Here is a 22,597-nt window from a genome sequence, read left to right as displayed (position 1 = left end):
CGACTAGCCGGTAAGGCCGCTCGCGCTGGCGAGGCCGAGGAAGACAAGGAAACCCATCGAGTCGGTGATCATCGTCACGAACACCGACGAGGCGACCGCCGGGTCGGCGCGCAGGCGCTGAAGCGTCAGCGGCACCAATACGCCCGCGCAGCCGGCGAGCACGATGTTGGCGAGCATCGCGGTGGCGATCACCCCGCCGAGCGCCGCGTTCTGGAAGACCAGGCCCACGCCGCTGCCCAGCACTGCGGCGATGGTGAGGCCGTTGAGCAGCGCGACCTGGATCTCGCGCCGGATCGCGCGCAACGTATTGGCCTCGGTCAGCTGGTTGGTGGCGAGCGCGCGCACGGTGACCGCCATGGTCTGCGTGCCGGCATTGCCGCCGACGCCTGCGACGATCGGCATCAGCGCGGCGAGCGTCACCATCTTGGCGATCGTCCCCTCGAACAGCCCGATGATCGTCGCGGCGACCATCGCGGTGCCGAGATTGGCGATCAGCCAGCGCACACGCACCTTATACGAATCGACCACGGGCTCGTTGATGTCGCCCTCGCCCGCGCCGGACATGAGCAGCGCGTCCTCGCCCGCTTCCTCGGAGATGATGTGGACGACGTCGTCCACCGTGATCATCCCGACCAGCCGCCCGCTGTCATCGACCACCGCGGCCGAGATCAGCGCGTATTTCTGGAAGATCAGCGCGACCTCTTCCTGGTCCATCGCGACCGGGATCAGCGTCTGCTCGCGTTTCATGACGTCACCCATCGCGACCGAGCGCGGGGTGCGCAGGATCCAGGACAGCGCGCAGGTGCCGACCGGCTTGTGTCCGGGATCGACGACGAAGATCTCCCAGAAGTCGGTCGCGAGCTCCTCGCCGCCGCGGAGATAGTCGAGCACGTCGCCAACGCTCCAATGCTCGGGCACCGCGATCAGCTCGCGCTGCATCAGGCGGCCGGCCGATTCCTCGGGATAGGAGAGCGCTTCCTCGATCGCCGCGCGATCGTCGGGGTCGAGGGCGCGCAGCACCGCGCGCTGATCCTCTTCCTCCATGTCCTCAATGATCGCGACGGCGTCGTCGGTATCGAGCTCGGCCGCGATGTCGGCGACCTCGTGCGGGTCGAGCGCCTCGATCAGCTCGTCGCGCACCCAGTCGTTCATCTCGGCGAGCACGTCGCCGTCGATCAGCCCGGAGATCGCGGCGGCGAGCGCCGAGCGCTCGTTCGCGGGAGTCAGCTCGACCAGGTCGGCGATGTCGGCCGGGTGGAGCGGCTCGACCTTCTCGCGCGCCGCCTCGACCTCGCCGCTGTCGACCAGATCGAGCACGGTGCGGACGAATTCCGGACTCAGATGATCGTGCGAGTCGCGCGCGGTTTCGGTGGTTTCGGTCTCGTCGGTCATCGAGCCTTCCCCTGTCCAGCGCCCACCCCTCCTAACGCGCTCGAATCGCGCTGCCAATCCGGGCTGTTTCGGTTTGGAACGCCCGGACGCGCATCGGCGGGGTCAGCCGCATTCTCAAACCTGCGCTACCCGGTTTGCAACCGGGCGCACACATGCCTAGGTGGCGCGCGACACCGAATTGCTTATGGAGTTACAGTTCAGATGGCCGACCTCCCCACCCGCCTCGTGATGACGCTCGACGGCGGCGACGTGCACATCAAGCTGCGTCCCGACCTCGCCCCCAAGCATGTCGAGCGGATCGCCAAGCTCGCCGACAGCGGCTTCTATGACGGCGTCGTGTTCCACCGCGTGATCGACGGGTTCATGGCGCAGGGCGGCGACCCGACCGGCACCGGCATGAGCGGTTCGAAGGAGCCCAACCTCCCCGCCGAGTTCAGCCGCGAGCCCCATGTCCGCGGCGTCTGCTCGATGGCGCGCACCAACGATCCCAACAGCGCCAACTCGCAATTCTTCATCTGCCTCGACGACGCGACCTTCCTGGACGGCCAGTACACCGTGTGGGGCGAGGTGACTCAAGGCATGGAGCATGTCGACGCGCTTCCCAAGGGCGAGCCGCCCCGCAACCCCGGCAAGATCGTCAAGGCGCGCAGCGAAGCGTAACGGTTCACGACGCGTTCAAACCGGAACCGGCAGGGCTCGGATATGTTTGGCAACCCCATGACCATCCGACCCCTGGCGGTTCTGGCCGCCGTCGCCCTTCCGCTCGCTCTGCCCGCCGCCGCGCAGCAGGCCGGCACGCTCGCCCAGGTGCAGCAGCACCTCAAGGCGAGCCAGACGATGACCGCGGCGTTCGCGCAGACCGACCGTGCGGGCAAGACGCTGAGCGGCACGCTCACGCTCAAGAAGCCGGGCAAGGTCCGTTTCCAGTACCAGAAGGGCGTGCCGCTGCTGATCGTCGGCGACGGCAATGCGCTGTGGTTCATCGATTATTCGGTGCGGCAGGTGTCGCGCTGGCCGGTCAAGGACTCTCCGCTCGGCGTGCTGCTCGACCCCAATCGCGACCTCTCGCGCTATGCCAAGGTGGTGCCGACCTCCAATCCGGAGGTAGTGAGCATCGAAGCACACGATCCCAAACGGCCCGAATATGGGCGCATCACGATGGTGTTCGCGCGCAACGCGTCGGCGCCCGGCGGCCTGATGCTGCAGGGCTGGGTCGCGCTGGACTCCCAGAACAACCGCACGACGGTGCGGCTGTCGAACCAGCGCTTCAACGTGCCGGTGAGCGACGGAGCGTTCCGCTGGAACGACCCGCGGAGGACAGGCGGCCGCCGCTGACGCGCATATTCATCCTGGCGACAGCTTTCCGCCGCTAACACCAAGAGTGCGGACGGGGCTTTCGGGATTTTTCCCCCTGTTGCCCGAGCTGGTCCTGTCCCGCCTGCGTGACGAACGCCAGGTCGGCCCTCGCTCCATGCCCCCGGAGCGGGGGCCTTTGGCGTTTTTGGTGCGCCGCATGCGCGGCGGGTCCGGCACCAGCCCGCTCCCCCGGCCACGCACGCCGGTATCTCGATGCGTGGCCGGGTGGGGAGCGGGCTGGTGCCGGTCGGCGAAGCCGACTACATGCCAGCTCCAATGAAGATCGCGTCCTGGAACATCAACTCCGTCCGCTTCCGCATGGAGATCGTCGAGAAATTTCTCCGCGAGGAGGGGCCCGACATCCTGTGCCTCCAGGAAACCAAGGTCATCGACGGCGACTTCCCGCACGCGCCGCTGCGCGCGCTGGGCTATGACCACATCATCATCCACGGCCAGCGCATGCATCACGGCGTCGCGATCGTCAGCCGCGTGCCGGTTACCGAGGACGATCGGCTCGACTGGCAGGCCAATGGCGAGGCGCGTCATGTCGGCGTCCGGCTGCCCAATGGCGTGCGGCTCGAAAATGTCTATGTGCCCGCCGGCGGCGATATCCCCGATCGCGAGGTGAACCCGAAATTCGGCCAAAAGCTCGATTTCGTCGAGCGCATGACGCGCTGGTCGGAGGGGCTCGGCGACTTGCCCGTGATCGTCACCGGCGACTTCAACATCGCTCCGCTCGAATGCGACGTGTGGAACCACAAGCAGCTGCTCGGCGTGGTGAGCCATACGCCGATCGAGGTCGCCGCGCTGGCGCGGCTCCAGGCGGCAAACGACTGGGTCGATCTCGGCCGCCACTTCATCCCCGCGCCCGAGCGCTGCTTCACCTGGTGGAGCTATCGCGCGAAGGATTGGCTCGCCTCGGACCGCGGCCGCCGGCTCGACCATATGTGGGCGAGCCGCGACGTCGCCGCCAAGGCGACCGCACATCGCGTGTGCGAGCCGTGCCGCGGCTGGCTCAAGCCGTCGGATCACGTCCCGATCATCACCGAGTTCGATTTTTGAGCGACCCGCGCGCCGCTGCCCGCGCGATCGACGCGCTGCGCCGGGGGTGGCCGATCACGATCCGCGGGGAAGCCGGCGCCCTGGCATTGCTGGCGATCGAGACCGCGGACGCCGCACGGCTCGCCGAGTTCGATCCCACCGGGACCGCGCCGATGCTGCTTTCAGCGGGGCGAGCGGCGACGCTCAAGCTCGCCAACCAGCGTGATGCCGCGACGCCCGACGCGCCGGTGCTGGTCGCGCGCGCGCCATGGCTCGATTTCGACGGCGCGGTGGCGCTGGCCGACCCCCAGTTCGACCTCGCCACGCCGTTCAAGGGACCATTCCGCGCGATCCCCGTGCCCGCGCCCGATGCCGCGGCGGCGGCGCTGCGGCTGGCGCGGATCGCGGGGTTGCTCCCTGCATTTTTTGCCTATGAGGGCGAAGCGGGCGAGACGATCACGCCGGCCGACATCGCGGCACACGAGGACCCCGCCCAGTTGCGCATCGTCACGCGTGCGCGGCTTCCGGTAGCGGGTGCGGAGGATGCCGAGATCGTCGCCTTCCGCACCCCCGAATCGCCCGACGAGCATATCGCGCTGCTGATCGGCCAGCCCAACGGCAACCCGCCGCTGGTGCGGCTGCACAGCGAATGCCTGACCGGCGACGTACTCGGCAGCCTCAAATGCGATTGCGGGCCGCAGCTCCATGCCGCGATCCACGCCATTGCCGCGAGCGGCTGGGGCATCCTGCTCTATCTGCGCCAGGAAGGGCGCGGGATCGGGCTAATCAACAAGCTGCGCGCCTATGCCCTGCAGGACCAGGGGTTCGATACGGTCGACGCCAACACCCGGCTGGGGTTCGCCGTGGACGCGCGCGATTTCGGCGTCGCGGGGCGAATGCTCAAGCTGCTGGGGCAGGACCGGGTGCGGCTGCTGACCAACAACCCGCAGAAGGTCGCGGGGCTCGAAGCGACCGGAATCACGGTGGCCGAGCGCGTGCCGCACAGCCTGCCGCCCAATCCGCACAACGAACGCTACCTCGCCACCAAGCGCGACCGCACCGGGCACCAGCTCTAGGGCGCGAGCAGCCGGGCGACTTCGCCGAAGTCGTGCGCAATAGCATGCACCCCGATCTCCCGCAGGCGCGCATCATGTCCCACACCACAATGGCTGCCCGCGCACAGCCCGATGACATGCGCGCCCGAAGCCACCGCTCCGGTCGCCCCGACCGGCGAATCCTCGAGGATCGCGCAGCGCGCGATATCGACGCCGAGCGCGTCCGCGGCATGGAGGTAGACGTCCGGCGCCGGCTTGCCCCGCGTCACATGCTCGCGCCCACTGAAGATCTTGTCGCCGAACGCGTCGCGGATGCCGAGATGGTCGAGATGCGTCGTGATCCACTGCGTCGAGCTCGACGAGGCGATCGCACGCGGCAACGCGTCGGGCAGCGCGCGGATGAACGCGATCGCGCCGGCGACCGCGGCGATACCCTCGGCCAGCGCACGGGCATTTTCGGCCTCGCGCGCCGTGTAATAGTCCTCGGGCAGTGGACGCTCGATCCAGCGCTCTATCGCGGCGATGAACTCGGGGCCTGCCAGCCCCATGAAGTTCGCCATCGAATCCTCGGGCGTGGTCGGATGGCCGATCGAGGTCAGATATTCGGCGATGTGGCGGTTGCCGTCATACTCGCTTTCGAGCAGCACGCCGTCGAAATCGAAGATCAGCGCGTCGAACCGCACGGCGAGGGTCATATGCGCGCGCCGAACAGCGCCGTGCCGACGCGGACATGCGTGGCGCCGAGCGTCACGGCGGTCTCGTAATCGTCCGACATGCCCATGCTGAGACCAGAGACTCCATGATCGCGCGCGAGCTTGGCGAGCAAGGCGAAATAGGGTGCGGCTTCGACGCCGAGCGGCGGCACCGCCATCAGCCCGGTGACCGGAAGCTCGGCGGCGCGGGCCTCGGCGAGTAACGCCGGCAGGTCGGCGACCGCGCAACCACCCTTTTGCGGCTCGTCGCCGATATTGACCTGGACGAAGCAAGGCGGACGGCGATCGGTCTTGTCCATCGCACGCGCCAGCGCCGCGATCAGCGACGGGCGGTCGAGCGAATGGATCGCATCGAACAGCGCCACGGCTTCCTCGGCCTTGTTCGACTGGAGCTGGCCGACGAGATGGAGTTCGATGTCCGGCGCCGCCTCGCGCAGCGCGGGCCATTTCGCCGCCGCCTCCTGCACGCGATTCTCGCCGAACAAGCGCTGGCCGGCGACGATCAGCGGACGGATCGCCTCGGCTTCGTGCGTCTTGGAGATCGCGATCAGCTGCACCTCGCTTGGCTCTCGGCGCGCGATCCGCGCAGCGCGGGCGACATGTTCGAGGATCGAGGAAAGGCGTGAGTCGGCGGTGTCGGATGACATGCGCGCGGCTATAGAAGGGCCAATGCCCGGCCGCCACCCCTCCAATCGCAAGCTGCCGCGCCGCTGGCTGATGACCGACCCGCGCCTTGGCGACGCGTTGTGGGAGGCGGTGGCGGCGCTGCCGCGCGGTTCGGGCGTTATCTTGCGGCACTATCAACTGCCCGCGGGGGAGCGACGAATGCTGTTCGCTGCGCTGCGGCGAATCGCCCGGCAGCGAGGCCTCATGCTGGTCGTCGGCGGCCGGGACAGTCTCGGCCGTGGCGTCGCCGGCAGCCATGGCCGCCATCGCGGCGCGCTGACCGCACCGGTTCATTCGCGCCGCGAGGCGATCGCCGCCGCGCATGCCGGCGCGCGGCTGCTGTTCGTCTCCCCTGTGCACCCGACTCGCTCGCATCCTGGCGCGCGCGCCCTGGGACCGGTGCGGCTCGGGCTGGTGACTCGCGGCCTGCACGTGCCGGTGATCGCACTCGGCGGCATGGACGAACGCCGCTGGCGCGCGCTCAGGCCGCTAGGCGTTCATGGCTGGGCGGGAATCGACGCGTGGACGAGTAGATCGCGTCAGAAGCGGATCGCGGTTCCGACATAGACCGCCTGGCTGTCGCGCCGGTTGTCGGTCAGCTGCGGCAGGCGGTTCTCTTCGGACTTGTAGCGCAAGCCCGCGGTGAGATCGAGGTTGCGGGTCAGCGAATAGGAGCCCCCGACATCGATCGAATAGCTTGGATCGGCGGCGATCAGACGCGGCGTATTCTCCAGCGGCCGCTCGGTCGCGGCCTTGATCCGGCCAGAAGCGCGCTTGCCGGTATAGCTGACGTCCAAGTCCATCGCTTCGCGGCTGCCCGGCTGGCCGGCGAGGTCGAGCTTCGACAGATCGCCCGAGATGGCGAAGCGTTTCCAGCCCACCGACACGCCGAGATTATAGGCGATCGGCTGCAGCGTGACCGAGGCAGGCGCCGCGGCACCGCGATCGGCGACCGCTGCGATCGGCCGCGGGTTGCGCGCGCGCACCGCGACGGTGACGCTGCGGCTCGACGAGCGTGCCGAATCGGCCGGGGTGAAGCGGAAGCCGCTGCCCGACAGCCCGGCGCGCGCCAGCGCCGCCGCGAGCTTGGGATCCGCGGCGGCGGGAGTGAAGGTACCGATGCTGGCGATCGAAACCGCACGCTTCTGCGCGATTCGCTGTTGCTGCTGGGGCGCGGTCTGCGCGAGCAGCGCAGGCGCGACGACGAGGCCGGCCGCGCCCAACGCGCCGATCCCGATGCCAGTCCTGAGTCGCCGAACGCTCATTTCAACCCCTACCGTACCAAGGCGCCTACCATGATTCGGCCGCAATGTTCCACTGGTGGAGTCGCTTTTTACTCCGACTGTTGCACAAGGCGCACAGCGGCAGTGCTTGCGGCGGACGCATGACCATCTATAGATGCACGCGACCCGTTGAGTTTCCCATAGGAAGATGCTGATGAACCGCCTGTTGCGCACCGCGATCCTGGGCAGTGTTGCCCTGAGCATGACGGCGTCGCTCGCCGCATGCGGCGGCGGCAAGGATCGCCCGCGCGCGGACCTCGCCGCGTCGAAGGTGACGACGATCGGCGTCAACGCCTATCTGTGGCGCGCGTCGCTCGACACCATCTCGTTCATGCCGATCGTACAGACCGATTCCAATGGCGGCGTGATCGTCACCGATTGGTATGTGAACCCGAACCTGCAGAGCGAGCGGATGAAGGTGACGATCGCGATCCTCGATCAGGACCTTCGCGCCGATGCGCTGCGCGTCGCAGCGGTGCGCCAGGTCAACCGGAACGGCCAGTGGGTCGATTCGCCGGTCGAGGCCGCGACGGTCCAGAAACTCGAGGACATCATCCTGACTCGCGCGCGCGACCTGCGCCGCGCCGCCGTCGTCGGGGACTAAGGGCTCTTTTTAGTTCGGCGGTGCCGGCCCGGCACCGAGACCCAGAGGAAAAACATGTCGCGGTTCAACGCGCTCAAAGCTGATTCCGCGTGGCAGAAGCTGTGGGAAGAACGCCGCACCTTCGTCGCGGACGACAACTCGCCCAAACCCAAATCCTACGTCCTCGAAATGTTCCCCTACCCGTCGGGGCGCATCCATATGGGCCACGTCCGCAACTACACGATGGGCGACGTGCTCACGCGCTATCGCCGGATGCGCGGCGTGGAAGTGCTCCACCCGATGGGCTGGGACGCGTTCGGCATGCCCGCCGAGAATGCGGCGATGGAGAAGAAGGTCCATCCCGGCGCCTGGACGCGCGAGAATATCGCGACGATGCGTGCGCAGCTGAAGCGCCTCGGCCTCGCGATCGACTGGACGCGCGAGCTGGCGACGTGCGAGCCCGACTATTACGGGCACGAGCAGGCGCTGTTCCTCGACCTGTTCGCGAACGGCCTGGTCTACCGCAAGGAATCGACCGTCAACTGGGATCCGGTCGACATGACCGTGCTCGCCAACGAGCAGGTGATCGACGGCCGCGGCTGGCGCTCGGGCGCGCTGGTCGAAAAGAAGAAGCTCAACCAGTGGTTCCTCAAGATCACCGATTTCGCCGAGGAGTTGCTCGAGGGCCTGGGCACGCTCGACAAATGGCCCGACAAGGTGCGGCTGATGCAGGAGAACTGGATCGGCAAGTCCGAAGGGCTGCAGTTCCGGTTCCAGCTTTCCGACGGCGGTGAGGTCGAAGTCTTCACCACGCGGCCCGACACGATCTTCGGGTCGAGCTTCGTCGCGATCGCGGCGGACCACCCGATCGCGCGCAAGCTCGCCGAAACGAACCCGGAAGCCGAGGCCTTCATCGCGCAATGCAAGCTCGGCGGCACCACCGCGGCCGAGCTCGAGACGCAGGACAAGCTCGGCTTCGACACCGGCATCCGCGCGGTGCATCCCTTTGATCCCGCTTGGGAGTTGCCGGTCTATATCGCGAACTTCGTGCTGATGGACTATGGCACCGGCGCGGTGTTCGGGGTGCCGGCGCATGACCAACGCGACTTCGAATTCGCCACCAAATACGGGCTGCCGATCCGCCGCGTCGTCTCCGACGGCGACAAGACTGCGCCCGAATTCACCGACTCCGAGGCATATAGTGGTCCCGGCACGCTGGTGAACTCGCACTTCCTCGACGGCATGGACGTGCCCGACGCCAAGCGCGAGGTGATCACCCGCGCCGAAGCCGGCGGCTGGGGCACCGGCACCACCGTGTGGCGGCTGCGCGACTGGGGCGTCTCGCGCCAGCGTTATTGGGGCACGCCGATCCCGATCATCCATTGCGAGGCGTGCGGCGTGGTCCCGGCCCCGCGCGAGTCGCTGCCGATCGTGCTGCCCGAGGACGTATCGTTCGACATCCCCGGCAACCCGCTCGACCGGCATCCGACCTGGCGCCAGGTCGACTGCCCGACTTGCGGCAAGCCGGCGCGGCGCGAGACCGACACGCTCGACACCTTCGTCGATTCGAGCTGGTATTTCATCCGCTTCGCCAGCCAGCCCGGCGACAAGCCGTTCGACCGCGCGATCGCCGAGCAGTGGCTGCCGGTGAATCAGTATATCGGCGGGGTCGAGCATGCGATCCTGCACCTGCTCTACGCCCGCTTCTGGACCCGCGCGCTCAAGCATATCGGCTTGCTCGACGTCGCAGAGCCGTTCGCGGGGCTGTTCACCCAAGGCATGGTCACTCACGAAACCTACAAGGCCGCCGATGGCCGCTGGCTCTCGCCGGGCGAGGTGGTACGCAAGGGCGAGATCTGGGTCGAGGCATCGAACGACGGACCGGTGACCACCGGCCGCATCGAGAAGATGTCCAAGTCCAAGAAGAACACGGTCGATCCCGAGCCGATCGTCGATCAGTATGGCGCCGACGCGGTGCGCTGGTTCGTCTTGTCGGATTCGCCGCCCGAACGTGACCTGGAGTGGACCGAGAACGGCATCGAGGGGGCGTGGCGTTTCGTTCAGCGCCTGTGGCGCCTCTTCGACGGACTCGGTGAGTGGGTGGGCGAAGACAAGCCGCTCGACCGCAAGCTGCACCAGACCATCGCCGGGGTCGCCGCCGACATCGAATCGCTGCAGTTCAACAAGGCCGTGGCCAAGCTCTACGAACTGGTCAACGCGATCGAGAAGGCGCAGCCCAGCGCGTCGCGCGCCACCGCGATCCGCACGATCATCCTGCTCGCCGCGCCGATGACCCCGCACCTCGCCGAGGAAGCCTGGGCCGCGATGGGCAACGGCACGCTGATCGCTGATGCCACATGGCCCGAGGTCGATCCCGCCCTGCTGGTCGAGGACGAAGTGACGATCGCGCTGCAGGTCAACGGCAAGCTGCGCGATACGGTGAAGGCGGCGAAGGGCCAAGCGAAGGACGCACTCGAAGCGATGGCCTTGGCAAATCCCAACGTGCAGCGCATTCTGGAGGGCGCGTCCCCCAGGAAGGTGATCGTGGTGCCCGACCGTCTGGTGAACATCGTCGCATGAGACGCGCTGCGGCCCTGCTCGCGCTTGCCGCGATTGCTTCCGCACTCGGCGGCTGCGGCCTGCGCCCGCTCTATGGCGGCGGCGTCGGCGGGCCGGTGCAGACGATGCTGTCGGGGGTCGAGGTCGCGCCGATCGAGGGCGAGGCCGGCTGGCTCGTCGCCAACGCCGTGCGCGACCGGATCGAGGCGACGCGCAGCGGCACCCCCGCCTACCGGCTCGAGATTCGGCTCGACGATCGTATCGAGGGCCTCGGCGTGCGCCGCGACGACGTGGTGACGCGCGAGCGGCGGACATTGCGCGCACGCTACCAGCTGGTCGAGCTCGCCACCGGCCAGACCGTGCTCGACGCGACCGCGGGATCGGACGCCGGCATCGACGTCGCCGGCTCGGAATATGCGACGATCGCGGCGGAGAAGAGCGCGCTCGAGCGCCTCTCGGGCATCGTCGCCGACCAGATCGTCGCGCGCCTCGCCCGCTACGCGCGCGCCACCGAAACCAAGGGCCAGTGAAGGCCAGCGAAGCGCAGATCCGCGCGCGGCTGGACAAGCCGGGCGCGGACATCCGCCTGTTCCTGCTCTATGGTCCCGATGAGGCGGGCGCCAACGATCTCGCCGCGCGGCTCGGCCGGGCGATGGGCGGCGAGGCCGAGCGCATCGACATCGAAGGACCCACGCTCAAGGCGAATCCGGGGCGACTTGCCGAGGAAGCCGCTTCGCTCTCGCTGTTCGGCGGCGCGCGCTTCATCCGCGTCAGCGGGATCGACGACGATTCGACCGAGGCGGTTCGCCTGCTGCTCGACGCCGAGGTCGCGGGCAACCCGGTGGTCGCGGTCGGCGGCGCGCTCAAGGGCACCGGGCGGCTGCTCAAGCTCGCGCTCGCCGCGCCGGCGGCGATGGCGCACGCTTGCTATGTCCCCGATGCACGCAGCGCCGCCCAGCTCGCCGCGGGAATCGCGCGTGAGAACGGCCTGAGGCTGGTGAACGGCGCGGCCGAGCGGCTCGCCTCGCTGTCGGGTGGCGACCGCGCGGTGCTGGCGCGCGAGATCGAGAAGCTCTCAATCTATCTCGACGCCGCGCCCGATCGGCCGCGCGAGGCCGGGATCGCGGCGCTCGAGGAGATCGGCGCGGACCTCGGCGAGGCCGAGATGCACGGCGCGATCGAGGCGGTGGTCGAAGGGCGCGCCGCCGAGATCGGCGTCGAACTCGCCCGGCTCGAACATGCCGGCGTCTCGGCGATCCCGCTGCTGCGCCAGCTGGTGCGGCGGCTGATGAGCCTCGCCGAGATGCGCGCCGATATCGACCGCGGCGCGTCTCCCGACGAGGTCGTCAAGAAATACCGCGTGTTCTTCAAGGAAGAGATGAGCACCAAGATCGCGCTGCGCCGCTGGACCAGCCCGATGCTGGCACGCGCAGTCGAGCGGGTGCGCGAGGCCGAGCGCGGCATGACTCGCGCTGGCGGGAATGCAGGCCAGGTGATCGCCGACGAGGCGCTGGCGACGTTGGCCCGGGCGGCGGCGCGGGCGCGCTGACGCGGCGCCAGTCGGTTGCGAAGGCGCGCTCGATCTGCGAGCCTCCGTCCATGGTCGAGCCCTTCTCCAGGCAGCGCGGATGCAAGCCTCGACGGCACCGCCATGCCATCGGCTGATTCCGCCACCAATCGCATGCGCGACAAAATGCTGGACGGCGTCGATCTCGCCGCGACGTTCGTTCTGGCGGTCGAATGCGCGTTGATCGGCGTGCAGGCCGACCTCGACTTGTTCGGCATCCTCGTGCTGTCCTTCGTCGGCTCGGTCGGCGGTGCGGTGATCCGCGATCTTCTGCTCGGCGAGCACCCCCTGCCCCGTTCCGCGACTGGGCGCTACGCCGCGCTCGCCGTGGCCGCGACGCTGGCGGTGGTCGGCGCGTCGCTGGCTCTGGGCCATGTCGGCGATTTCACCTCGCCGCTGGCGATCGACATATTCGAGGCGGTCGGCCTCGCGCTTGCCGCGATCGCTGGCGCGCGCAAGTCGCTCGATTACAAGCTCAACAGCGCCGCCGTCGTGGTCATCGCCACGGTCAACGGTTGTGGCGGGGGCATGCTTCGCGACGTGCTCACCGCGCGCGTGCCCTCCGTCCTACACGAGGATTTCTACGCCACGGCCGCCGTCGCCGGCGCCGTGCTGCTTGTCCTGCTGGTCAGGCGCTTCGGGATTCGCCAGCATGTGTCCGAACCGATCGCCGGCGTGACGATCTTCGCCCTGCGCACTGCCGCGTTGATCGGCGAGTGGCGGTTGCCGCATCTACGATAGAGCAAACAAATGATTGAGAAATCTATATTTTCTCACCCGTGAGCCGCTGACAAACCATGTCGAGCTGGTCCAGCGTCGAATAGGCCAGCGTCACCGTCCCGCCCTTCTCGCCATAGCTGATGCGGACGTTGAGACCGAGCACGTCGCCCAGCTGACGCTCGAGCGCAGCGATATCGGCATTGGGACCGAGTTCCGCACCGGCACTCGCCTTGCCCGACGCACGCGGCTTGGCCTCGCGCGCGAGCTTCTCGGTCTCGCGCACCGACAGGTCGCGCTCGACGACGATGCGGGCGAGCTTCTCTGGATCGGGCGCTCCGATCAGCGCGCGCGCATGCCCCATCGTCAACGCGCCCTCGACCACGCGCTCGCGCACGCTTTGCGGGAGGTCGAGCAGACGCAGCAGATTGGCGATATGGCTGCGCGATTTGTGGACGATCCGTGCGAGCGCATCCTGGGTATGCCCGAACTGGCCGATCAGCTTGGCATAGGCCTCGGCTTCCTCGATCGCGTTCAGGTCCTCACGCTGGATATTCTCGACGATCGCGATCTCGAGCGTCTCGGCCTCGTCGAGGTCACGGACGATCACCGGCACCTCGTGCAGCCGTGCGCGCTGCGCCGCGCGCCAGCGGCGCTCGCCGGCGACGATCTGGTATTCCTTACCGTGCGGCCGCACGACGATCGGCTGGATCAGCCCGCGCGCCGCGATCGACTTGGCAAGCTCGTCGAGCGCATCATCGTCGAAATGGCGGCGCGGCTGCTCGGGATGCGGCTTCAACGAGCTGACCGGGAGCATGCGCACCCCGGCCGAGGGCTCGGCACCGGGGCGGATCGGCTCCTCGCGCTCGACATCGCCGAGCAGCGCGCTGAGGCCGCGGCCAAGGCCGGGCTTGGGCTTGCGTAGCGGGGTGACGGAGCCGGTGGAGGGAGTTTCGTCGTTCATGCGGCTTTCCTGAGCCTGGGCAGGCGGTCGATCACTTCACGGGCGAGCGCGATATAGGCCTCGGACCCGGCACAGCGATAATCGTAGATCAGCGCGGGCACGCCATGGCTTGGCGCTTCGGAGAGTCGGACGTTGCGCGGGATCACGGTATCGAACACAACTCGCCCAAGCACCGCGCGCACATCGTCCGAGACCTGGTCGGTCAGGCGATTGCGCCGGTCGTACATAGTGAGGACGACGCCGAGGATTGACAGACCGGGATTGAAGCGGCTCCGGATTCGTTCGACCGTGTTGAGCAGCTGGCTCAACCCCTCGAGCGCGAAGAATTCGCATTGCAACGGCACAAGCAGCGCGTCCGATGATACCATCGCGTTGATTGTGAGCAGGCCTAGCGAGGGCGGGCAGTCGATCAAGACCACGTCCCAACGCTGCTCGCTGCGGTCGATCGCGCTATCCAGGCGATGCGTGCGCGCATCGAACTCGATCAGCTCAATCTCCGCGCCCGACAGGTCGACGGTGGCGGGAACGATGTCGAGCCCCGGCACGCGCGTGGGGACCGCAACTTCCTCCAAGGTGGCGTCGCCGACGAGCAGATCATAGGTTGAGCGCTCACGATCCGCGCGGCCAATGCCGAGCCCGGTCGAGCAATTCCCCTGCGGGTCGAGATCGAGCAGAAGCACGCGCTGGCCCGTCGCCGCGAGCGCCGTTCCGACGTTGATCGCGGTCGTCGTCTTGCCCACCCCGCCCTTTTGGTTCGCAATGGCGATACAGATCATCTCGGGCGGACCTCCCTGGCGACGACGATGAGTGAGTCGGAAGCCGTGATGCTCGGTTCCACGTGGAACGAACCATGCCAGTTGCGGCGCGCCTCTTCTACCTCCGATTGCGCATTTCGGCCCTTGGGCAACACCCAGACTGTGGAAGACGTGGATCGATTCGAGGCGATCCGCAGCAACATCTCCAGCGAGGCGACGGCGCGCGCTGAGATCACGGATGCCGGTCCGGTCGTACGCTCGATCTTTGCAGTGTGAATGACGGCATGATCCAGCTCCAGCTCGCTCGTGGCGCGGGCGAGGAAATCCGTGCGGAGCTTGCGCGGTTCGACCATCTCGATAGGCGCGTCCCGCAACAGCGCAATGACGATCCCGGGCAAACCCGCACCGCTCCCGATATCGAGCCATAGCCCCTCTTCGGGCGCAATGCTCAGAAGCTGCGCCGAATCGACGATATGGCGCGTCCAGATCTGGTCCAGCGTCGAGGGCGCGATCAGATTCTGCCGTGCCGCCTCATCCCGCAGGAGGGAGACGAAGACCTCCAGGCGTGTTTCACGTGAAACGCCGAAGCGATGGCGAACCCAGTCCCGCGCCTGCTCCTCATTCATGCCGCGCGCCGCACATGGAGCATGATCGCAGTGAGCGCGGCGGGCGTGATCCCACGCACCCGTGATGCATCGCCGATCGTCGCTGGACGCGCGGCGAACAGCCGCTCGACCATCTCGTTGGAGAGCCCAGGGATCGCGGCATAGTCGAGCGACTCAGCGATCGGTGTTCCATCCGCCCGCGTCATTGCCGCCTGCTCCGCCGCTTGGCGCTCAAGATAGGGCGCGTAACGCGCATCTTCGATCAGTTCCGCGAGTAGTTCGGGAGCGGCCTCCTCCAGCTCGATCCCCAAATGCGCCACATCGACCCCAGGGAAACGCAGCCACTCGAAGCCACTTCGCCGCGCGCCGTCCTGCGACACTGGAGCCCCGGCTCGCCCTAGCTCATGCGCGGTGCGCTGGGCGGAGAAGGCAGCGTCAAGGTTTGCGCGCGTTTCGCGGCGCCTGGCCAAGTGCGCGCGGCGCTCTTCACCGATGCAACCCATCGCTTCCCCGACCGCACCCAACCGGGTCTCGGCATTGTCGGCGCGCAGCCGCAACCGGTACTCGGCGCGCGCGGTCAGCATGCGATAGGGTTCGGTGACGCCTTGCAGCGTCAGGTCGTCGACCATCACGCCGATATAGCTGAGTTCGCGCGGCAGGATCATCGGCTCACGGCCGCTCGACATCGCCGCTGCGTTGACACCCGCAACCAGGCCCTGTGCCGCCGCCTCCTCATATCCCGTCGTGCCGTTGATCTGACCAGCGCAGAACAGGCCAGCGACATCACGGCTCTCGAGCGACGCCGAGAGCGCGCGCGGGTCGACGTGATCATATTCGACGGCATAGCCGGGGGTGACGATCACGGCGCGATCGAGGCCCGGGATCGATGCGATCATCGCCTGCTGGACATCCGTCGGCAGTGAAGTCGACAGGCCGTTGGGATAGACCAAGCTGGTATCCAGACCCTCGGGCTCGAGGAAAATCTGATGCCCGTCGCGGTCCCCGAAACGGAAGATCTTGTCCTCGATTGAAGGGCAATAGCGCGGCCCACCCGCTTCGATCGCCCCGCTGAACAGAGGAGAACGATCGAGGCCATCGCGGATGATATCGTGGGTCGCGTGGGTGGTGCGCGTGATCGCACAGGCAAGCTGGGGCAAGCGTGGCGTCCGCGTGAGCGGCGACATGCGCCACGGATCGCGGTCCGAAGGCTGCTCTTCCAACGCGCCCCAATCGATGCTGCGCGCATCGAGACGCGGCGGGGTGCCAGTCTTGAGCCGGGTGATGGGAAGCCCGAGCTCGCGAAGCTGCAAGCCCAGCGCGGTAGCCGCGCGCTCGCCGAGGCGCCCGCCGGTCTCGCGCTCCTCACCGCGGAAGATGCGACCGCCAAGGAAGGTACCGCTGGCGAGCACCACGGCGCCACAGCCGAGCAACTCGCCATCACCGAGCTCGATTCCCGTCGCCCGGCCCTGCTCGATGACGAGCCCGATCGCTTCTCCGGGAACGATATCGAGCCCATTCTGGGCCGCGAGCATTTCCTGGACCGCTATCGCATACAGCTTTCGGTCGGCCTGAACGCGCGGGCCCTGCACCGCAGGTCCCTTCGACCGATTGAGCAGGCGGTAGTGGATAGCGGCTCGATCGGCGGCACGCGCGATCAGCCCGTCGAGCGCATCGACCTCGCGCACGAGATGACCTTTGCCCAGCCCCCCAATTGCTGGGTTACACGACATCGCGCCGAGCGTCGCCGGATCGAAGGTGACCAACGCCGTGCGCGCGCCGCAGCGTGCAGCAGCAGCCGCAGCTTCCGTGCCGGCGTGGCCGCCGCCGATCACGATCACATCCCATGTCCGCATAACACTTCAAATAGCGACGCAGCCCCTCTCGGTCAAAAGCGTTCCACGTGGAACATCATTTGCCGATGCAGAAACGGCCGAACAAGGCGTCGAGCATCGCTTCCACCCCTGCCTTGCCAGTGACCCGGTCGAACGCACGCAATGCGCGGCGTAGTTCTTCAGCGGCCAGAAGCGAGTCTGTGACGGTCGCTACGCTGCGCAGCCCTTCGACGGCCAGTGCTGCAAGCTCGCGCTGCCGCTGGTTGAGTGGAACCGAGTCCTCCGGAGGCAGAAGCTCGCGCGCGATCAAGTCGATCGAATGCCACAGCGTTGCCAGGCCCGCTCCCGTCGTCGCCGACACCGGGATACGGTCGGCCTTCCCTTCTTGTCGCCCTGGTTGATCCGCGCGGGCGTGGATCTTCAGATGCGGCCGCCCGACCAACTCGCCTGGGAGCGGTCGATCATCGAGCCACAGGATCAGGTCAGCCTGTGCGAGCGACTCCTGCGCCCGATCGATTCCGATCCGCTCGACAATGTCGCTCGGCGCGTCGTGCAAGCCTGCCGTGTCCGTGAGCAGATAGGCAATGCCGCCGCGCATCACCGGAACCTCGATCCGGTCGCGTGTCGTGCCGGCCAGCGGCGAGACGATCGCCGCCTCGCGCTCGGCCAGCGCATTGAGCAGGGTCGATTTGCCCACATTGGGCGGTCCCGCGAGCACCACGCGAATCCCGTCGCGCAGACGCTCGACCGCCGGCTGGGCGACGACCGCCACGATCTCGTCCGCAAGCGCCTCGGCAGCAACGCGCACCCGGTCCAGCAACTCACCTTCCGCCGCGACATCGGCTTCGTCCGCGTGATCAAGCGACGCTTCGACCGCCGCCGAGAGTTGCAGCGTCCGTGTCGCCCAGCCCTCGACGCGGCGCCGGATCCCGCCTTCCGCGGCGCGCAGCGCGGCGCGGCGTTGACCTTCGGTCTCGGCGGCGAGCAAATCCGCGAGGCCTTCCGCCTCAGTCAGGTCGATGCGGCCATTCGTCAGCGCGCGACGCGTGAACTCGCCCGGCTCGGCACTACGAAGGCCGGGAATGGCGGCGAGTGCAGCCTCCACCGCCCGGACCACGGCACGGCCCCCATGAAGATGCAGTTCGGCCAGATCCTCGCCAGTAACGGTATGCGGTCCGGGAAAGACGAGCACCAGCGCGCGATCGAGATGCGCGTCCCCGTCGCGCAAGGTCCGCAGCGCAGCATGGCGAGGCGGAGGCAACGAGCCGGCCAACCGCTCCGTCGCGCCGAACGCGCCAGGCCCGGAGATACGAACAATCGCGATTGCCGCCGGCGGCTGGCCGCTCGACAGGGCGAAGATCGTGTCGGCGGAAACCGCGTCGCTCACTCGCCGCCGCTGCGCTTGCCCATATCGAACATGCCGCGCCAGAAATTCATCCCGGCCTCGCCCATCGGCATCCAGCTCTTCATCATCGTCTCGATCATCTCTGGATTGACCATCCCCTTATCCATCGAATCGAGCAGCATCTTGATATAATGGTCATGGACCGGCGTGAAATCGGGCAGCCCCATCGTGCGGCGCGCTTCTTCCGGGGTGCAATCGATTGCGACATTGATCTTCATCGGCTCTCTCCGCTTGAGCGGGACGCCCGCCCTGCCCTACGCTGCGCTCATGTATGCGCGCGACTATGTCCTAACCGCAACGCCCATCGCTCAACAGATCCCACGCCCATTTCACAGGAGAGCTTAAGGATTTTCACGCTTTCATTCGCGCACCTTGAGTCACCGCGGCGGCGCGCTCGCAGGTTGCTCGATACGAACAGCCACTCTTTTAGGAGACCAACATGGCGACGACCACGATTCCGAGTCTCGATCACAGCGGCAGCTTCCAGGCCTATCGTGCTGATCCCCAGCGGGATCCGCGCGGCGCGATCGTCGTGATCCAGGAGATCTTCGGGGTGAACGAAGGCATCCGGCGCAAATGCGATCACTTCGCCGCGCTCGGCTACATGGCGTTCGCACCCGACCTGTTCTGGCGGCTCGAGCCGGCAATCGAACTCGACCCAGACGTGCCCGCACAATTCCAACAAGCGCTCGACTGGATGGGCAAGTTCGACCAGGACAAGGGCATTGAGGATATCGAGGCGACGATCCGCGCGGCGCGCGCAGCGAGTGGCGGCAAAGTGGGAGTCACCGGTTACTGCCTCGGCGGGCGGCTCGCCTATATGACGGCTGCGCGCACCGACAGCGATGCGACCGTTGGCTATTACGCGGTGGGCATCGATAGCCTGCTCGGCGAGAAGCACGCGATCGCGAATCCGCTGATGCTGCACATCGCCGGCGACGATCACTTCGTGTCGAAGGAGATCCAGGCGACGATGCACCAGGGCTTGGACGATCATCCCAAGGTGACGCTACACGATTATCCGGGCGAGGATCACGGCTTCGCGACCGAGATGGGCAAGCGCCGCTCCGACGCCGCAGCCGAACTCGCGGACAGTCGCACGGAGGCATTCTTCGCGGCGCATATCGGCTGAGAGATAAACGGCTCAGCTGATCAGCTGAAGGATCCCGACCTCACGGTCGACCATGCCGTCATAGATCATCTTGCTGGCTACATACAGGATCACCAGCAGGCCGATCCAGGCGATCCAGCGATAGCGCTCGATATATTTGGCGATGATGTTCGCCGCGACGCCCATCAGCGCGACCGCGATGACCAGGCCGACCATCAGGATGCCCGGATGCTCGCGTGCGGCACCGGCGACCGCAAGGACATTGTCGAGGCTCATCGAGACGTCGGCGATCGCGACCGCCCAGGCCGCACCGGCGAAGCTCTTGGCCGACCTGAGGCCCGACCGCTCGTCGCCTTCGATCTCGGGTGATCCCGCGCTCTGCCGCGAATGGCTGATTTCGCGGTACATTTTCCACGCGACCCACAATAGCAGCACGCCGCCGGCGAAGACCAGGCCGATGACCTGAAGCAGCTGAGTCACCACCAGCGCGAAGATGATCCGCAGGAACAGCGCGGCGATGATGCCGATCAGGATCACCTTCTTGCGCTGATCCGGCGTGAGACCGGCTGCTAGTGCGCCGATCACGATCGCATTGTCGCCCGCCAGCACGATGTCGATCAGGATCACTTGGCCAAACGCGAGCCAAGCCGAGGCGCTGCCCGAAAACAGACCCGCGAAATCGTGGACGATATGCGCCCAGAGCTCGGACATGGGCTCCTACTTCAAGCTGACAGGTGCGATCCCCAACGCACCCCGCCCGCATCCGTTCAATCATGTCCGTCAGACGGGTCGCGCAGCGAACCCCGGCGAGTCCGGAGCCGGCACCGCCGACTCCGGCCGCGATCACTGGTTCATCGAGTCGAAGAAATCCTCGTTGGTCTTCGAATCCTTCATCTTGTCGAGCAGGAACTCCATCGCGTCGACGGTTCCCATCTGCATGAGGATGCGGCGCAGCACCCACATCTTGCTGAGCGTGCCCTTCTCGACCAGCAGCTCTTCCTTGCGGGTGCCGGACTTGCCGACGTCCATCGCCGGGAAGATGCGCTTGTCCGCGACCTTGCGGTCGAGCACGATCTCGGAGTTGCCGGTGCCCTTGAACTCCTCGAAGATCACTTCGTCCATGCGGCTGCCGGTGTCGATCAGCGCGGTGGCGATGATCGAGAGCGAGCCACCTTCCTCGATGTTGCGCGCGGCGCCGAAGAAGCGCTTGGGACGCTGCAGCGCATTGGCGTCGACGCCGCCGGTGAGCACCTTGCCCGAGCTCGGCACGACGGTGTTGTAGGCGCGGCCGAGGCGGGTGATCGAGTCGAGCAGGATGACGACATCCTTCTTGTGCTCGACCAGGCGCTTGGCCTTCTCGATCACCATCTCGGCGACCTGGACGTGGCGCGTCGCGGGCTCGTCGAAGGTCGAGGACACGACCTCGCCCTTCACCGAGCGCTGCATGTCGGTGACTTCCTCGGGCCGCTCGTCGATCAGCAGGACGAGCAGGAACACCTCGGGATGGTTGTCGGTGATCGCCTTGGCGATGTTCTGCAGCATCACCGTCTTGCCGACGCGCGGCGGCGCGACGATCAGCGTGCGCTGGCCCTTGCCCTGCGGCGAGACGATGTCGATGACGCGCGCCGACTTGTCCTTCTGGGTCGGGTCGGCGGGATCGAGGGTGAGCTTCTGCTCGGGATAGAGCGGCGTCAAATTGTCGAAATTGACGCGGTGGCGCACCGCCTCGGGATCGTCGAAATTGACGCTGACGAGCTTGGTGAGGGCGAAATAGCGTTCGCCGTCCTTGGGCGCGCGGATCTCGCCTTCGACCGTATCGCCGGTACGCAGGCCGAATTTGCGGACCTGGTTGGGCGAGACATAGATGTCGTCGGGGCCGGCGAGATAATTGGCCTGCGGGCTACGCAGGAAGCCGAAGCCGTCGGGCAGCACCTCGATCGTGCCCTCGCCCATGATCTGCTCGCCATTTTCGGCCTGGGCCTTGAGGATGGCGAACATCAGGTCTTGCTTGCGAAGCGTCGAGGCGCTTTCGACACCGAGCTCCTCGGCCATGCTGACCAGTTCGGCGGGAGCGGTTTTCTTCAAATCTTTCAAATGCATGGGGGAAGTCCGTGTGCGATCGCTTGGATGGTTTTCGGGCGTTGGGACGCGCGGCGATGGCTTGAGGAAAAGGAAGGCGCCGGCCGCCGCCAGGACGGCGACGCGACAGGCGCGGCTTAGGATTCGGGCCGATTCAAGTCAAGCGGTCAGAAGGGGCGGACCACCGCAAGAATAACGATCAATGCGACGAAGATCGCGGGAAGCTCGTTGAGCATGCGCAGGCGCCGGGAGTCGACGGTAGCCTGTCCCGCTGCCAGCTTCTTCGAATAGCTCACCGCCCAGCCGTTATAACCCGATAGCAGGATCACCAGCAGCAGCTTGGCGTGGAGCCAGCCGAGCCCGGCACCACCCTCGAGCAAGCCGAGATTAATCGCAAGTGCGAGTCCGAGGATCCACACCATCGCCATCGACGGCATCAGGATCACGCTGCGCAGCTTGGCTTCGCGATCGGCCCAAGCCTTGGCCTGGACGGGGTCGCCGAGCGCTTCCTGGTGATGGACGAGATAGCGCGGCAGAATGAACAGCCCCGCCATCCAGAAGATGACGAAGATGATGTGCGCCGCTTTGACCCACAACCAGGCCGCACCCAGAAATCCGGTCATCTCGCTGTCCCCCGCACGATCCCGATCAGCTGCTCGACATGGGCGATCGGTGTATCCGGCTGGATGCCGTGCCCGAGATTGAAGATATGGGGGCGATCGGCGAACGCATCAAGGACGTGCTGCGCGGCCGCCTCGAGCTCAGCGCCGCCGGCGATCAGCGCGAGCGGATCCAGATTGCCCTGCACCGGCAGCCCGGCCGGCAATTCGCGATGCGCCCAGACCGGATCGACCGTCTCGTCGAGCCCGATCGCATCCACGCCGGTCTCGCGCGCATAAGCGGCAAGCTTGCCG

At 67.0% G+C, this 22,597-nt stretch carries 25 protein-coding genes; 11 read left to right on the top strand and 14 right to left on the bottom strand.

The window, feature by feature from the left end; translation table 11 throughout:
• Positions 1-3: 3 nt before the first annotated feature.
• Positions 4-1,392: a magnesium transporter gene (gene mgtE / locus ABDV68_RS02985; protein WP_343518166.1), complete on the bottom strand. Its 1,389-nt coding sequence runs from the start codon at positions 1,390-1,392 to the stop codon at positions 4-6.
• A 201-nt stretch (positions 1,393-1,593) separates the two neighbouring features.
• Here mgtE and ABDV68_RS02980 point away from each other — a divergent pair, with 201 nt between their 5' ends.
• The 4 genes from ABDV68_RS02980 (at position 1,594) to ribA (ending at position 4,865) form a co-directional block, all read left to right on the top strand.
• Positions 1,594-2,052, top strand: a complete 459-nt coding sequence (locus ABDV68_RS02980) for a peptidylprolyl isomerase (protein ID WP_343518165.1) — start codon at positions 1,594-1,596, stop codon at positions 2,050-2,052.
• 57 nt (positions 2,053-2,109) lie between these two features.
• Positions 2,110-2,727, top strand: coding sequence for an outer membrane lipoprotein carrier protein LolA (locus ABDV68_RS02975; RefSeq protein WP_343518164.1), 618 nt, complete (start codon positions 2,110-2,112; stop codon positions 2,725-2,727).
• A gap of 297 nt (positions 2,728-3,024) precedes the next feature.
• Positions 3,025-3,810: an exodeoxyribonuclease III gene (locus ABDV68_RS02970; protein ID WP_343518163.1), complete on the top strand. Its 786-nt coding sequence runs from the start codon at positions 3,025-3,027 to the stop codon at positions 3,808-3,810.
• Positions 3,807-4,865 carry a GTP cyclohydrolase II gene (gene ribA / locus ABDV68_RS02965; RefSeq protein ID WP_343518162.1) on the top strand — a complete coding sequence of 353 codons (1,059 nt, stop codon included), beginning with the start codon at positions 3,807-3,809 and terminating at the stop codon, positions 4,863-4,865. The genes ABDV68_RS02970 and ribA overlap by 4 nt, the downstream gene beginning before the upstream one ends.
• Here the strand turns inward: ribA and ABDV68_RS02960 are convergent.
• Positions 4,862-5,539, bottom strand: coding sequence for an HAD family phosphatase (locus tag ABDV68_RS02960; protein ID WP_343518161.1), 678 nt, complete (start codon positions 5,537-5,539; stop codon positions 4,862-4,864). The two genes, ribA and ABDV68_RS02960, sit on opposite strands and share 4 nt — an antisense overlap.
• A complete protein-coding gene (locus tag ABDV68_RS02955; protein ID WP_343518160.1) occupies positions 5,536-6,204 on the bottom strand; it encodes a YggS family pyridoxal phosphate-dependent enzyme in 669 nt (222 codons plus the stop codon). The genes ABDV68_RS02960 and ABDV68_RS02955 overlap by 4 nt, the downstream gene beginning before the upstream one ends.
• Before the next feature lie 22 nt (positions 6,205-6,226).
• Between ABDV68_RS02955 and ABDV68_RS02950 the strand changes: the two genes are divergently transcribed.
• The gene (locus tag ABDV68_RS02950; protein WP_343518159.1) at positions 6,227-6,790 is read left to right on the top strand and encodes a thiamine phosphate synthase; all 564 of its coding nucleotides are present in this window, start codon (positions 6,227-6,229) and stop codon (positions 6,788-6,790) included.
• Here the strand turns inward: ABDV68_RS02950 and ABDV68_RS02945 are convergent.
• A complete protein-coding gene (locus ABDV68_RS02945; RefSeq protein ID WP_343518158.1) occupies positions 6,763-7,488 on the bottom strand; it encodes a hypothetical protein in 726 nt (241 codons plus the stop codon). The two genes, ABDV68_RS02950 and ABDV68_RS02945, sit on opposite strands and share 28 nt — an antisense overlap.
• A 172-nt stretch (positions 7,489-7,660) precedes the next feature.
• On the opposite strand from ABDV68_RS02945, the gene ABDV68_RS02940 reads away from it, so the two are divergent.
• From ABDV68_RS02940 to ABDV68_RS02920, 5 genes are all read left to right on the top strand, one after another.
• Positions 7,661-8,110 carry a DUF3576 domain-containing protein gene (locus ABDV68_RS02940; RefSeq protein WP_343518157.1) on the top strand — a complete coding sequence of 150 codons (450 nt, stop codon included), beginning with the start codon at positions 7,661-7,663 and terminating at the stop codon, positions 8,108-8,110.
• A gap of 54 nt (positions 8,111-8,164) precedes the next feature.
• A complete protein-coding gene (gene leuS, locus ABDV68_RS02935; protein WP_343518156.1) occupies positions 8,165-10,669 on the top strand; it encodes a leucine--tRNA ligase in 2,505 nt (834 codons plus the stop codon).
• Positions 10,666-11,178 (top strand): LPS assembly lipoprotein LptE, encoded by a 513-nt coding sequence (gene lptE / locus ABDV68_RS02930; RefSeq protein WP_343518155.1) that lies wholly within the window; start codon positions 10,666-10,668, stop codon positions 11,176-11,178. The genes leuS and lptE overlap by 4 nt, the downstream gene beginning before the upstream one ends.
• The gene (holA, locus tag ABDV68_RS02925; RefSeq protein ID WP_343518154.1) at positions 11,175-12,197 is read left to right on the top strand and encodes a DNA polymerase III subunit delta; all 1,023 of its coding nucleotides are present in this window, start codon (positions 11,175-11,177) and stop codon (positions 12,195-12,197) included. Before lptE ends, holA begins: the two co-directional genes overlap by 4 nt.
• Positions 12,198-12,341: 144 nt before the next feature.
• On the top strand, positions 12,342-12,956 hold the full coding sequence (locus ABDV68_RS02920; RefSeq protein ID WP_343518153.1) for a TRIC cation channel family protein: 615 nt from the start codon (positions 12,342-12,344) through the stop codon (positions 12,954-12,956).
• A gap of 22 nt (positions 12,957-12,978) precedes the next feature.
• On the opposite strand, the gene ABDV68_RS02915 is transcribed toward ABDV68_RS02920, so the two are convergent.
• From ABDV68_RS02915 to ABDV68_RS02890, 6 genes are read right to left on the bottom strand one after another with little or no spacing between them, the layout of a single operon-like run.
• Entirely contained in the window at positions 12,979-13,896 is a 918-nt protein-coding gene (locus ABDV68_RS02915) for a ParB/RepB/Spo0J family partition protein (protein ID WP_343518152.1), read from the bottom strand.
• On the bottom strand, positions 13,893-14,672 hold the full coding sequence (locus tag ABDV68_RS02910) for an AAA family ATPase (RefSeq protein WP_343518151.1): 780 nt from the start codon (positions 14,670-14,672) through the stop codon (positions 13,893-13,895). The genes ABDV68_RS02915 and ABDV68_RS02910 overlap by 4 nt, the downstream gene beginning before the upstream one ends.
• Positions 14,669-15,277, bottom strand: coding sequence for a 16S rRNA (guanine(527)-N(7))-methyltransferase RsmG (gene rsmG, locus ABDV68_RS02905; RefSeq protein WP_343518150.1), 609 nt, complete (start codon positions 15,275-15,277; stop codon positions 14,669-14,671). Before rsmG ends, ABDV68_RS02910 begins: the two co-directional genes overlap by 4 nt.
• Positions 15,274-17,109, bottom strand: a complete 1,836-nt coding sequence (mnmG, locus tag ABDV68_RS02900) for a tRNA uridine-5-carboxymethylaminomethyl(34) synthesis enzyme MnmG (RefSeq protein ID WP_343518149.1) — start codon at positions 17,107-17,109, stop codon at positions 15,274-15,276. Before mnmG ends, rsmG begins: the two co-directional genes overlap by 4 nt.
• 55 nt (positions 17,110-17,164) lie before the next feature.
• Positions 17,165-18,475 (bottom strand): tRNA uridine-5-carboxymethylaminomethyl(34) synthesis GTPase MnmE, encoded by a 1,311-nt coding sequence (mnmE, locus tag ABDV68_RS02895; RefSeq protein ID WP_343518148.1) that lies wholly within the window; start codon positions 18,473-18,475, stop codon positions 17,165-17,167.
• Positions 18,472-18,711 (bottom strand): DUF6489 family protein, encoded by a 240-nt coding sequence (locus ABDV68_RS02890; RefSeq protein WP_343518147.1) that lies wholly within the window; start codon positions 18,709-18,711, stop codon positions 18,472-18,474. Before ABDV68_RS02890 ends, mnmE begins: the two co-directional genes overlap by 4 nt.
• Before the next feature lie 221 nt (positions 18,712-18,932).
• Here ABDV68_RS02890 and ABDV68_RS02885 point away from each other — a divergent pair, with 221 nt between their 5' ends.
• Positions 18,933-19,625, top strand: a complete 693-nt coding sequence (locus ABDV68_RS02885) for a dienelactone hydrolase family protein (RefSeq protein WP_343518146.1) — start codon at positions 18,933-18,935, stop codon at positions 19,623-19,625.
• 12 nt (positions 19,626-19,637) lie between these two features.
• On the opposite strand, the gene ABDV68_RS02880 is transcribed toward ABDV68_RS02885, so the two are convergent.
• The 4 genes from ABDV68_RS02880 to ABDV68_RS02865 all read right to left on the bottom strand — a co-directional run.
• On the bottom strand, positions 19,638-20,315 hold the full coding sequence (locus ABDV68_RS02880) for a TerC family protein (protein ID WP_343518145.1): 678 nt from the start codon (positions 20,313-20,315) through the stop codon (positions 19,638-19,640).
• A 132-nt stretch (positions 20,316-20,447) separates the two neighbouring features.
• Positions 20,448-21,704 (bottom strand): transcription termination factor Rho, encoded by a 1,257-nt coding sequence (rho, locus tag ABDV68_RS02875; protein WP_343518144.1) that lies wholly within the window; start codon positions 21,702-21,704, stop codon positions 20,448-20,450.
• 146 nt (positions 21,705-21,850) lie between these two features.
• Complete coding sequence (locus tag ABDV68_RS02870) at positions 21,851-22,306, bottom strand: CopD family protein (protein WP_343518143.1); 456 nt, start codon at positions 22,304-22,306, stop codon at positions 21,851-21,853.
• The coding region (locus ABDV68_RS02865; RefSeq protein ID WP_343518142.1) for a uroporphyrinogen decarboxylase family protein at positions 22,303-22,597 on the bottom strand (295 nt) is incomplete at its 5' end. The genes ABDV68_RS02865 and ABDV68_RS02870, both read right to left, overlap by 4 nt.

The organism is Sphingomonas sp., from assembly GCF_039595165.1.
In the GTDB taxonomy this organism is placed as follows: Bacteria; Pseudomonadota; Alphaproteobacteria; order Sphingomonadales; family Sphingomonadaceae; genus Sphingomonas.
Note: the sequence above shows the minus strand (reverse complement) of the source record. Positions and strands in the feature narration are given on the sequence as shown.

What these genes read in the sequence shown, in the direction of transcription:
- mgtE (WP_343518166.1), bottom strand. Translation starts at nt 1,392, where the DNA reads ATGACCGACGAGACCGAAACCACCGAAACCGCGCGCGACTCGCACGAT.
- ABDV68_RS02955 (WP_343518160.1), bottom strand. Translation starts at nt 6,204, where the DNA reads ATGTCATCCGACACCGCCGACTCACGCCTTTCCTCGATCCTCGAACAT.
- ABDV68_RS02970 (WP_343518163.1), top strand. Translation starts at nt 3,025, where the DNA reads ATGAAGATCGCGTCCTGGAACATCAACTCCGTCCGCTTCCGCATGGAG.
- ABDV68_RS02940 (WP_343518157.1), top strand. Translation starts at nt 7,661, where the DNA reads ATGAACCGCCTGTTGCGCACCGCGATCCTGGGCAGTGTTGCCCTGAGC.
- ABDV68_RS02960 (WP_343518161.1), bottom strand. Translation starts at nt 5,539, where the DNA reads ATGACCCTCGCCGTGCGGTTCGACGCGCTGATCTTCGATTTCGACGGC.
- leuS (WP_343518156.1), top strand. Translation starts at nt 8,165, where the DNA reads ATGTCGCGGTTCAACGCGCTCAAAGCTGATTCCGCGTGGCAGAAGCTG.
- rsmG (WP_343518150.1), bottom strand. Translation starts at nt 15,277, where the DNA reads ATGAATGAGGAGCAGGCGCGGGACTGGGTTCGCCATCGCTTCGGCGTT.
- ABDV68_RS02880 (WP_343518145.1), bottom strand. Translation starts at nt 20,315, where the DNA reads ATGTCCGAGCTCTGGGCGCATATCGTCCACGATTTCGCGGGTCTGTTT.
- ABDV68_RS02885 (WP_343518146.1), top strand. Translation starts at nt 18,933, where the DNA reads ATGGCGACGACCACGATTCCGAGTCTCGATCACAGCGGCAGCTTCCAG.
- ABDV68_RS02870 (WP_343518143.1), bottom strand. Translation starts at nt 22,306, where the DNA reads ATGACCGGATTTCTGGGTGCGGCCTGGTTGTGGGTCAAAGCGGCGCAC.
- ABDV68_RS02910 (WP_343518151.1), bottom strand. Translation starts at nt 14,672, where the DNA reads ATGATCTGTATCGCCATTGCGAACCAAAAGGGCGGGGTGGGCAAGACG.
- ABDV68_RS02890 (WP_343518147.1), bottom strand. Translation starts at nt 18,711, where the DNA reads ATGAAGATCAATGTCGCAATCGATTGCACCCCGGAAGAAGCGCGCCGC.
- ABDV68_RS02975 (WP_343518164.1), top strand. Translation starts at nt 2,110, where the DNA reads ATGACCATCCGACCCCTGGCGGTTCTGGCCGCCGTCGCCCTTCCGCTC.
- lptE (WP_343518155.1), top strand. Translation starts at nt 10,666, where the DNA reads ATGAGACGCGCTGCGGCCCTGCTCGCGCTTGCCGCGATTGCTTCCGCA.
- ABDV68_RS02950 (WP_343518159.1), top strand. Translation starts at nt 6,227, where the DNA reads ATGCCCGGCCGCCACCCCTCCAATCGCAAGCTGCCGCGCCGCTGGCTG.
- ABDV68_RS02945 (WP_343518158.1), bottom strand. Translation starts at nt 7,488, where the DNA reads ATGAGCGTTCGGCGACTCAGGACTGGCATCGGGATCGGCGCGTTGGGC.
- ABDV68_RS02980 (WP_343518165.1), top strand. Translation starts at nt 1,594, where the DNA reads ATGGCCGACCTCCCCACCCGCCTCGTGATGACGCTCGACGGCGGCGAC.
- ABDV68_RS02915 (WP_343518152.1), bottom strand. Translation starts at nt 13,896, where the DNA reads ATGAACGACGAAACTCCCTCCACCGGCTCCGTCACCCCGCTACGCAAG.
- rho (WP_343518144.1), bottom strand. Translation starts at nt 21,704, where the DNA reads ATGCATTTGAAAGATTTGAAGAAAACCGCTCCCGCCGAACTGGTCAGC.
- ABDV68_RS02920 (WP_343518153.1), top strand. Translation starts at nt 12,342, where the DNA reads ATGCTGGACGGCGTCGATCTCGCCGCGACGTTCGTTCTGGCGGTCGAA.
- mnmG (WP_343518149.1), bottom strand. Translation starts at nt 17,109, where the DNA reads ATGCGGACATGGGATGTGATCGTGATCGGCGGCGGCCACGCCGGCACG.